This window comes from uncultured Aquabacterium sp., from assembly GCF_947366995.1.
Lineage (GTDB): Bacteria > Pseudomonadota > Gammaproteobacteria > Burkholderiales > Burkholderiaceae_C > Aquabacterium.
The window spans coordinates 18,023-27,206 of sequence record NZ_CANBCC010000053.1; the positions used below are offsets into that span (position 1 = coordinate 18,023).

10 protein-coding genes and 1 tRNA gene are annotated in these 9,184 nt (G+C 68.1%); 6 read left to right on the forward strand and 5 right to left on the reverse strand.

Features of this window, described 5'->3' with window-relative positions; translation table 11 throughout:
* The first annotated feature begins 23 nt into the window (after positions 1-23).
* The 6 genes from Q0Z44_RS13440 to Q0Z44_RS13465 all read left to right on the forward strand — a co-directional run bounded on the left by Q0Z44_RS13440 (position 24) and on the right by Q0Z44_RS13465 (position 5,000).
* Positions 24-305 carry an H-NS family nucleoid-associated regulatory protein gene (locus Q0Z44_RS13440; protein ID WP_298013573.1) on the forward strand — a complete coding sequence of 94 codons (282 nt, stop codon included), beginning with the start codon at positions 24-26 and terminating at the stop codon, positions 303-305.
* A 47-nt stretch (positions 306-352) separates the two neighbouring features.
* A tRNA-Arg gene (locus Q0Z44_RS13445) sits at positions 353-427 on the forward strand.
* Between the two features lie 118 nt (positions 428-545).
* Positions 546-890 carry a PEP-CTERM sorting domain-containing protein gene (locus tag Q0Z44_RS13450; RefSeq protein WP_298013576.1) on the forward strand — a complete coding sequence of 115 codons (345 nt, stop codon included), beginning with the start codon at positions 546-548 and terminating at the stop codon, positions 888-890.
* A gap of 288 nt (positions 891-1,178) precedes the next feature.
* Positions 1,179-2,975, forward strand: coding sequence for an LTA synthase family protein (locus tag Q0Z44_RS13455; RefSeq protein ID WP_298013578.1), 1,797 nt, complete (start codon positions 1,179-1,181; stop codon positions 2,973-2,975).
* A complete protein-coding gene (locus Q0Z44_RS13460; protein WP_298013580.1) occupies positions 2,950-3,621 on the forward strand; it encodes a response regulator transcription factor in 672 nt (223 codons plus the stop codon). Before Q0Z44_RS13455 ends, Q0Z44_RS13460 begins: the two co-directional genes overlap by 26 nt.
* Positions 3,618-5,000 (forward strand): ATP-binding protein, encoded by a 1,383-nt coding sequence (locus Q0Z44_RS13465; RefSeq protein WP_298013582.1) that lies wholly within the window; start codon positions 3,618-3,620, stop codon positions 4,998-5,000. Before Q0Z44_RS13460 ends, Q0Z44_RS13465 begins: the two co-directional genes overlap by 4 nt.
* On the opposite strand, the gene ureG is transcribed toward Q0Z44_RS13465, so the two are convergent.
* The 5 genes from ureG to Q0Z44_RS13490 form a co-directional block, all read right to left on the reverse strand.
* Entirely contained in the window at positions 4,987-5,634 is a 648-nt protein-coding gene (gene ureG / locus Q0Z44_RS13470) for an urease accessory protein UreG (protein WP_298013584.1), read from the reverse strand. The genes Q0Z44_RS13465 and ureG overlap by 14 nt on opposite strands.
* The gene (locus Q0Z44_RS13475; protein WP_298013587.1) at positions 5,631-6,389 is read right to left on the reverse strand and encodes an urease accessory UreF family protein; all 759 of its coding nucleotides are present in this window, start codon (positions 6,387-6,389) and stop codon (positions 5,631-5,633) included. Before Q0Z44_RS13475 ends, ureG begins: the two co-directional genes overlap by 4 nt.
* The gene (gene ureE / locus Q0Z44_RS13480) at positions 6,390-7,103 is read right to left on the reverse strand and encodes an urease accessory protein UreE (RefSeq protein WP_298013589.1); all 714 of its coding nucleotides are present in this window, start codon (positions 7,101-7,103) and stop codon (positions 6,390-6,392) included.
* Between the two features lie 15 nt (positions 7,104-7,118).
* A complete protein-coding gene (gene ureC / locus Q0Z44_RS13485) occupies positions 7,119-8,846 on the reverse strand; it encodes an urease subunit alpha (protein ID WP_298013591.1) in 1,728 nt (575 codons plus the stop codon).
* 63 nt (positions 8,847-8,909) lie between these two features.
* The coding region (locus tag Q0Z44_RS13490) for an urease subunit beta (protein ID WP_298013594.1) at positions 8,910-9,184 on the reverse strand (275 nt) is incomplete at its 5' end.

Here is a 9,184-nt window from a genome sequence, read left to right on the forward strand (position 1 = left end):
GCCCGGCCCTCCAGAGGCCCGCCATGATGACCCCAGAACAAGAGGCTGTGCTGCGCGCGATCCGCAAGCTCGTGGATTTTTGGCATATCACGCCAAGCGAGCTGCACTCCGATGCCCCCGCTGTGGCACCCTTGCCGCGCCCGGATGAACCTCCGCCGCCGCCTCGGCACCGGTATCGTCACCCATTGAGCGGTGCGACGTGGGACGGGCAGGGCGCACAGCCGCAATGGTTGCGTGAGGCGCTGACGCGAGAGGGCTACACCGTGCAGGAGCTTCGCCTGTCGGAGGACGTTGCGCCGGAGTGATCCCAGAGGGGGGGGGCGGCTTGGTTGTACACTCGGCGCCCTGGTCTCTCCCTGTAGTACAACGGATAGTACGCTTGCCTCCTAAGCGAGAAATCCAGGTTCGATTCCTGGCGGGGGGACCACCTGCGTCGTCATCTGCGGTCCATGGCGCCGTTTGCTCGGCGCTACCGACGTGACACCTCAAGCCCCCGCGGCCGGGCGTAGAGCTTTGAGATCGGCAGCGGTGATTCGGTGTCTTTCGTGAGCACCGTCGGGGACGTGAGCTTCCAGAAAGTCACCAAGGAGGCCGTCCACCTGCCGACCAGCCTCGGCTGGAATGTCGACTACTCGGTGGCCGCGCTGAAGCCGCCGTCGAAGGCGGGCGTCAATCCGGGCGAGTCCATCTCGTTCCAGCTCAGTGGTGTGAGCCTGGCCGAGCTCGGCACGCCCGACTTCCGCTTTGCCGTCAAGCTGCAGGGCACCGCGCTGAATGGCAAGGGCAGCGAGAAGCTGGTGGCCGTGGTGCCCGAGCCCTCGTCTTACGCCCTGGTGCTGGCCGGGCTGGCCGTTGCGGGCGGGCTGTCGCGTCGCCGTCGCAGCAACTGAACGTCAACCGCTGTCGAGGCGGTGTGCTGGGGCCTCAGGGCCCCTTTTTCTTTTCCTTAAGCCTGGGATAAGGCAGCGTGAGTTCAATGGCGTCTTCATTCTTTGATGGCGTGGCGCGCGATGCAGTCCTGTGTCCCTTCCCGACCGGCTGGTTGGCAGACCTGGCTCCGCTGGTGGGGGCTCTTTCTTCTTCTCTGCAGTGCCCTGCGCGCGCTGCTGTGGTGGCGCGTTGGGGGCCAGGCACCCGTCTCGCTCGGTACGGTGGGGCAGGTCATGGGGAGAGGGTTGATGTTCGATGCGCTCGCGGGCGCGTCGCTGCTGTGGCCGCTGGCGCTCTACCTGGCGTTGTCTCCGGCCGCCTGGTGGGCGCGCCGCTGGTGGCGCTTGCTCACCGCGTGCGGGCTCGCTGCATGGCTGATGCTGATGCTGTTCATCTGCACGGCCGAGTGGCTCTTCTGGGACGAATTCGGCACCCGTTTCAACTTCATCGCGGTGGATTACCTGCTTTACACCCATGAGGTGGTGGGCAACATCCGCGAGTCTTATCCCGTAGGCAAGCTGCTGGCCCTCATGGCACTGATGGCGGTGGGCGCGGTGTGGCTGGCGCGGCGCATCCTGATGCCGCCGGCGCATGCACGCGCCAAGGGGCGTCTCACCTCGGCGCTGCCTGTCATCCTGGGCGCGGTGCTTTTACCGGCGCACCTGGCCGTGCAGGCCGACATGAAGCAGCACGCCGACAACCGCTACCTCAACGACCTGAGCGGCGACGGTGTCTACGAGTTCTTTGCCGCGTTGCGCCACAACGAACTCGATTTCGAGCACTTCTATCAGAGCCTGCCGGTCGAGGATGCGCTGGCACGCCTGCGCAGGCAGCTGGCGACGCCGCACGCGCGCTTGCGCAGCCGGGGCCCCGACGACCTGACACGGCTGGTGGACTACGGTGTGCCGGAACGCCGTTTGAACGTGGTGCTGATCTCGGTGGAGAGCCTGTCGGCCGACTTCATGGCTGCCTTTGGCAACCGAGGCGGCCTGACGCCCCGGCTCGACCAACTTGCCCGGGAGGGGCTGCTGTTCACGCGCTTGTATGCCACGGGCACCCGCACGGTGAGGGGCCTGGAGGCGCTGTCGCTGGCCGTACCGCCAACGCCCGGGCAGTCCATCGTCAAGCGGCCGCACAACGAAGGCCTGTTCTCGTTGGGCAGCGTGTTTCGCGCCAAAGGTTATGACACGCGCTATGTGTACGGCGGGTACGGCTACTTCGACAACATGAACGCGTTCTTCTCCGCCAACAGCTACGAGGTCGTGGACCGCATGGCCATCCCGGCCGAGGCCGTTCACCACGAGAACATCTGGGGCGTGGCCGACGAAGATCTGTTCACGCTGGCCTTGCAGCAGGCCGATGCCTCGTACGCAAAGGGACGCCCGTCGTTCATGCACGTGATGACCACGTCGAACCACCGCCCATTCACCTACCCGGACGGCCGCATCGACATTCCCTCGCACACCGGGCGCGCGGGCGGCGTGAAGTACACCGACTGGGCCATCGGCCGCTTCATCGACGCGGCCGCAAAGCGCCCCTGGTTCCGCGACACGGTCTTTGTCATCGTGGCCGACCACTGCGCGGCCAGCGCCGGCAAGACCGACCTGCCGCTGGAGCGTTATCACATCCCGGCCATCGTCTATGCCCCGGCTCATGTTCAGCCGAAGCAGGTGGATCGCCTGGCCAGCCAGATCGACATCGCACCGACCTTGCTCGGGCTGCTCCACTTCCGCTACGAAAGCCGCTTCCTGGGCTACGACCTGTTCGACCTGGAGCCGGGGCGTGAGCGTGCCTTCATCAGCACCTATCAGGACCTCGGCGTGGTTCGCGAAGGTGTGCTGGTGCGGCTGGATCCGCGGGGCGGCGTACGGTCGACACGGGTCGAGCAGGGCCGTTCACTGCCCGACTCGGTCTCCGCACCCTGGGATGCCGTGGCCGATGCCATCAGCTGGTACCAGGGCGCGGCCTGGGCTTACCATCACGCCGGTCTGAAGGTCGATGAAAAGGTGGCGAACGGCCATGCGGATCCTGTTGGTGGAGGATGACAGCCTGCTGGGCAACGGCTTGCAGCAGGGGCTGCGCCAGGCGGGCATGACGGTGGATTGGGTGGAAACCGGGGAGCACGCCATGGCGGCGCTGGCCACCCACCGGTACGACACCGTCGTGCTGGACCGCCAGTTGCCCGGGATCCCTGGTGAGGCTGTCCTGACAGCACTGCGTCAGCGCGGTGATGCCACGCCGGTGTTGTTCCTGACGGCTCGCGATGCCATCGAAGACCGCGTGGCGGGGCTCGACGCGGGGGCCGACGACTACCTGATCAAACCCGTGGACATGGCCGAGCTGGCGGCTCGGCTGCGCGCCATGGGGCGCCGTGCAGCAGGGCAGGCGGCTCCGGTGTTCCGTTGGGGAGGCTTGAGTCTGGATCCGGCCTCGCGCATGGTGACCGTCGATGGCCAGCCGGTTGCGCTGGCCGTACGTGAATTCGATCTGCTGGCCAGATTGATCCGCTCACCGCAACGCCCGCAATCCCAGGCGCAGCTGACGGAAGCGCTCTATGGCTGGGAACAGGACATCGCGAGCAACGCGGTGGAGGTGCACGTGCACCATCTGCGCCGCAAGCTCGGGGCAGACTGGATTCTGACGATCCGCGGCGTGGGCTACATGCTCAACCCCGCGAAGGCGACGGCGTGAGCACGTCATTGCGCGCGAGGCTGGTGCGCAGCCTGCTGGTGGTGCTTCTGCCGGTGTGGGTCGCGATGGCGGCATGGACGTACTGGTCCGTGGTGGAAGAGGTTGATGAGATCTACGATCAGCAGCTGATGGAAGTGGCCTTGCCGCTGCTGCCGCAGTCGGTGGCGGCGCTGCACGAATCACTCGACGCCATGCCGATCGACCAACCGGACGGCGAAGGCGTCGACCTGGCCGTGCTGGCCTGGTCGCCACAGGGTGCGCTGCTGTACCGCAGTCCGATGGCGCCGCCGCTGTTGTTTGCCGAGCGGCCGCGCGACCCGGCTGGCTTGCGGATGGCGAACACCGTTGTCCTGAACGGACACGGCTGGCGCGTGTGGTGGTTCGAGCAGCCTCAGATGGGACGCTGGCTGGCTGTGCTCAAGCCCATGACCGAGCGCAACGAGCTGGCAAGGGCGCTGGCGCTGGGGCTCGGCCTGCCGACGCTGGCCACGGTGCTGTTGCTGACGCCGGTGGTGCGGTGGGTGGTGCGCCGGGGGCTGAGGCCCTTGCATCAACTTGGTCAGCAGATTGCGCGGCGGCGGGCGGCGGATCTGGCGTCCGTCAGCGAGGCCGGGCAGCCGTCGGAGACCGTGCCGCTGGTGCAGGAGATCAACGCGCTGATGACGCGGCTGGCGCGAACCTTCGCGACGGAGCGGCGCTTCACGGCCGATGCCTCGCACGAACTCCGCACGCCGCTGGCCGCCTGCCGGGCACAGATCGAGGTGGCACGCGGGGCCGAAGAGGCAGCCGTGCGTGAGGCCGCGCTGGCGAACGCCATGCTGGCGCTGGACCGGGCCACGCGCCTGACCGACGAACTGCTCGCGCTGGCCCGCCTGGATCACGACACGGAGGCCCCTTTGAGCGCCACGCCAGGCTGGCGGGACGAGCTGGATCTGGCTGCGCTGGTGCAGGACCGGATGGGCGCGGTCGCGGTGGCCGCCCTGGCTCGTGGCCTGGAGCTGTCCTTGGAGGCTGCCGCCGGCGTGCCGCGCGTGGCGGGTCACCCCGAGTGGATCGCCATGGCGGTGGACAACCTTCTCAGCAACGCGTTGAAGTACACGCCCTCAGGCGGGGCGGTGCGGGTGGCCGTTGAACCGACGGAGGCCGGTGTGGCCGTTGTCGTGCACGACACGGGCCCCGGTGTGCGCCCCGAGGACCTGCCCAAGCTGGGAGACCGATTCGACCGTCTGGGTGCGCGGGGCGAAGGCGCGGGGCTCGGCCTGTCGATCGTGCGTCAGGTGGCAGCCCGTCACGGCGGCCGGCTCCTCTTTGCGCTGGATGATGGCCTGCGCGCGACGCTGATCCTGCCGCAGCGGGCGCCCGCGGTCACACGGCCTTGAGCAGGCCCTTGGTCTCGATGAAAGAGATCACCTCGTCCAGCCCGGCCTTCGTCTTCAGGTTCGTCATCACGAACGGGCGCGTCGGGCGCATGCGCTTCGTGTCTGCCTCCATGATCTCGAGGTTGGCGCCAACGTAAGGTGCCAGGTCCGTCTTGTTGATCACGAACAGGTCGCTCTTGGTGATGCCGGGGCCACCCTTGCGCGGGATCTTCTCGCCGGCGGCCACGTCGATCACGTAGATGGTGAGATCGGACAGCTCGGGGCTGAAGGTCGCGGCCAGGTTGTCGCCGCCCGACTCGATGAAGACGATGTCGGCGTTCGGGTACTTGGCCAGCATGCGGTCGACGGCCTCAAGGTTGATCGAGGCGTCTTCGCGGATGGCGGTGTGCGGGCAGCCGCCCGTCTCCACGCCCATGATGCGTTCCGGGTCCAGCGCACCCGCCACGGTCAGCAGGCGCTGGTCTTCCTTGGTGTAGATGTCGTTCGTGATGACGACGAGGTCGTACTGCTCGCGCATGGTCTTGCAGAGCATCTCGAGCAGGGTCGTCTTGCCGGAGCCCACCGGGCCGCCCACGCCCACGCGCAGCGGGGGCAGTTTCTTGGTGCGGCCGGGGATGTGGTGCAGGTTGCTCATGATCGGAACAGGCGGGAGTATTGCGTTTCGTGCTGGGCGCTCAGGATGGCCAGCATGGGGGTGAAGGCCTGGCGCTGCGAGTCGGGCAGGGCCAGGGCGTGGTCGATGGCGTCGGGGATGGCGTCCACCAGGGCCTGCAGGATGCGCTGGCCGGCGCTCTGGCCGAGCGGCACGGCCTTGATGGCGGCCTGCACCATGTTCTCGGCCCAGCCGAAGGTGAAGCTCAACAGGGCTTCGCGCAGCGCGGCATCGCTGGCCTGACCGGGGGCGGCGACGGGCAGGCACTGCGCCACGGCCAGCGCAAAGGCGACGGGCCAGGTGGGGGCGGGTGGCAGGGCGGCGCACTGGGCCAGCCGGGCGTCGTCGGCATCGGCCTGTGCGCCACCCCCGCGGTTGCGCAGCCATTCCACCAGCGAACGGCCCATCTGCTCGGTCTGCAGCCGCAACTCGCTGGTCTCGCGGGTCTGCAGCACCCAGTCGTTCAGTTCGCGCACGCGGGCAAGGTCATGTTGCTGCCAGGCCGGCACGGCACGTGCGACCACGGCCAGGTCGCTGCGGGCCACGGCGAGGTGGAGCTGGTCGCGCAGCCAGGCGGCGGCGTCGGCTTCACCGGTGACGCGGCCCGAATCGACCGCGGCCTCCAGGCCTTCGGAGTAGCTGAAGCCGCCCACCGGCAAGGCGGGTGAGGCCAGCCACATCAGATGCAACCGGGCGCCAGGCGAGAGCGGCGCCGGGCGAGACAGGACGCGCGGCATTCAGTGGTCGTGATCGTGGCCGTGACCGCAGCCCGGGCCGTGCACGTGCGGCGCCGGTGCGGCCTTCACGGCGATGCCGATGGGCTTGCCGCGGCTGGCGCTGGCGGCGTGATCGTGATGACCATGGCCGCAACCCGGGCCGTGTACGTGCCCGGGGGCGCCGTGGGGCGGGTTGGCCGTGCCGTGGGCGTGTCCATGGTCGTGGCCCGCGTGGTCGTGCCCGCCGTGGTCATGGCTGTGGCCGTGATGCCCGTGCCCGCCGCTGGCGTAGGCGCCGCCCTCGGGCTCGAACCCTTCAGTGGCCTCGCGCACCGTCAGGTGCATGGCGCGCAGCATGTCGGCCAGCACGTGATCGGGCTCGATCTTCAGATGGTCGGGCTGCAGCTCGATCTGCATATGGCGGTTGCCCAGGTGGTAGGCGGCACGCACCAGGTCGAACGGCGAGCCGTGCTCGGCGCAGGGCGTGATCACCAGCACCGGCTGCGGGGCCGCCTGCACGCGGATCATCGAGCCATCTTCGGCCACCAGCACATCACCACCGCGCACCACGGTGCCGCGGGGCAGGAACACGCCCAGGGTGCGGCCCTGGCTGTCGGTGGCGTCGAAGCGACTCTTCTGGCGCACGTCCCAGTCGAGTTCGACGGTGGCAGCCCGCTTGAGCAGCACGGAGGCCAGGCCCTGGCCTTGGGGGAGGAGTTTGTTGACGGTCAGCATGCCCGGCAGTGTGCGTCAGAACAGGAAGTAACGCTGCGCCATGGGCAACTCGGTGGCTGGCTCGCACACCAGCAACTGGCCGTCGGCGCGCACCTGGTAGGTCTGCGCATCGATCTCCATCTTCGGCAGATAGTGGTTGTGCACCATGTCGGCCTTCTTCACGGTGCGGCAGCCCTTCACGCCCACGATGGTCTTCTTCAGGCCGTACTGCTCGGGCAAGCCGGCCGCGATGGCGGCCTGGCTCATGAACGTCAGCGAGGTGCGCTGCAGGGCGCCGCCGAAACTGCCGAACATGGCGCGGTAGTGCACCGGCTGCGGCGTGGGAATCGAGGCGTTCGGGTCGCCCATCGCGGCGGCCGCAATGAAGCCGCCCTTCATGATGATGCTGGGCTTGATGCCGAAGAAGGCGGGCTTCCAGATCACCAGGTCGGCCCACTTGCCCTCTTCGATGCTGCCCACTTCGTGCGACACGCCGTGGGCCAGTGCCGGGTTGATGGTGTACTTGGCCACATAGCGCTTGACGCGCGCGTTGTCGTGCCGGGCGGTGTCGCCGGGCAGGGCGCCACGCTGGGCCTTCATCTTGTGGGCCGTCTGCCAGGTGCGCAGAATGACCTCGCCGACGCGGCCCATGGCCTGCGAGTCGGAGCTGAACATGCTGATGGCGCCCAGGTCGTGCAGGATGTCCTCGGCGGCAATCGTTTCACGGCGGATGCGGCTCTCGGCGAAGGCCAGGTCTTCGGCGATCGAGGCATCGAGGTGGTGACACACCATGAGCATGTCGAGGTGCTCGTCGATGGTGTTGACCGTGAAGGGGCGCGTCGGGTTGGTCGACGAGGGCAGCACGTTGGGCTCGCCCACCACTTTCATGATGTCGGGTGCGTGGCCACCGCCCGCGCCTTCGGTGTGGAAGCTGTGGATGGTGCGGCCCTTGAACGCGGCCACGGTGTCTTCCACAAAGCCCGATTCGTTCAGCGTGTCGGTGTGGATGGCGACCTGCACATCCGTTTCCTCGGCCACGCTCAGGCAGGTGTCGATGGCTGCCGGCGTGGTGCCCCAGTCTTCGTGCAGCTTCATGCCGATCACGCCGGCGTTGACCTGCTGGCGAAGCGCCTCGGGCTGCGAGGCATTGCCCTTGCCCAGAAAGCCGATGTTCATCGGGAAGGCCTCGGCCGCCTTGAGCATCAGCGCGATGTTGTCGGGCCCCGGCGTGCAGGTGGTGGCAAAGGTGCCCGTGGCCGGGCCGGTGCCGCCGCCGATCATGGTGGTCACGCCGCTCATCAGCGCCTCTTCGATCTGCTGCGGGCAGATGAAGTGGATGTGCGTGTCAATGCCGCCGGCTGTGACGATCATGCCCTCGGCGGCCACGATCTCGGTGCCCGGGCCGATGACGATGTCGACGCCCGGTTGCACGTCGGGGTTGCCGGCCTTGCCGATCTTGACGATGCGGCCGGCCTTGATCCCGATGTCGGCCTTGACGATGCCCCAGTGGTCGAGGATGAGCGCGTTGGTCAGCACGCAGTCACACGCGTCGCCTGCCCCCGGGCCGTTCATGCGCTGGCTCTGGCCCATGCCGTCACGGATGGTCTTGCCGCCGCCGAACTTCACCTCTTCGCCGTAGCCGCCGGCCTGCAAGGTCAGGTCACGCTCGACCTCGATGATGAGGTTGGTGTCGGCCAGGCGCACGCGGTCGCCAGTGGTGGGGCCGAACATCTCGGCATACGCGCGTCGGGGAATGCTTGCCATCGTCAGGAATCCGGTCGGGGCAGGGTGGGGCGATGTGTAGGAGGGCCGAGAGCGTGCAGGGCGTCAGAGCGCGCCCTGAACGAGCCCGCGGAAGCCGAAGACCACGCGATCGCCGGCGTAGTCCACCAGTTCGACGGTGCGTTGCTGGCCGGGTTCGAAGCGCACGGCGGTGCCGGATGCGATGTTCAGGCGCATGCCGCGCGCGGCTTCGCGGTCGAAGCGCAGGGCCCCGTTGGTTTCGGCGAAGTGGTAGTGCGAGCCGACCTGGATGGGCCGGTCGCCCGCGTTCTCGACCACGAGCGTGACGGTGCGGCGGCCCGGATTGAGATCGGAAGAGC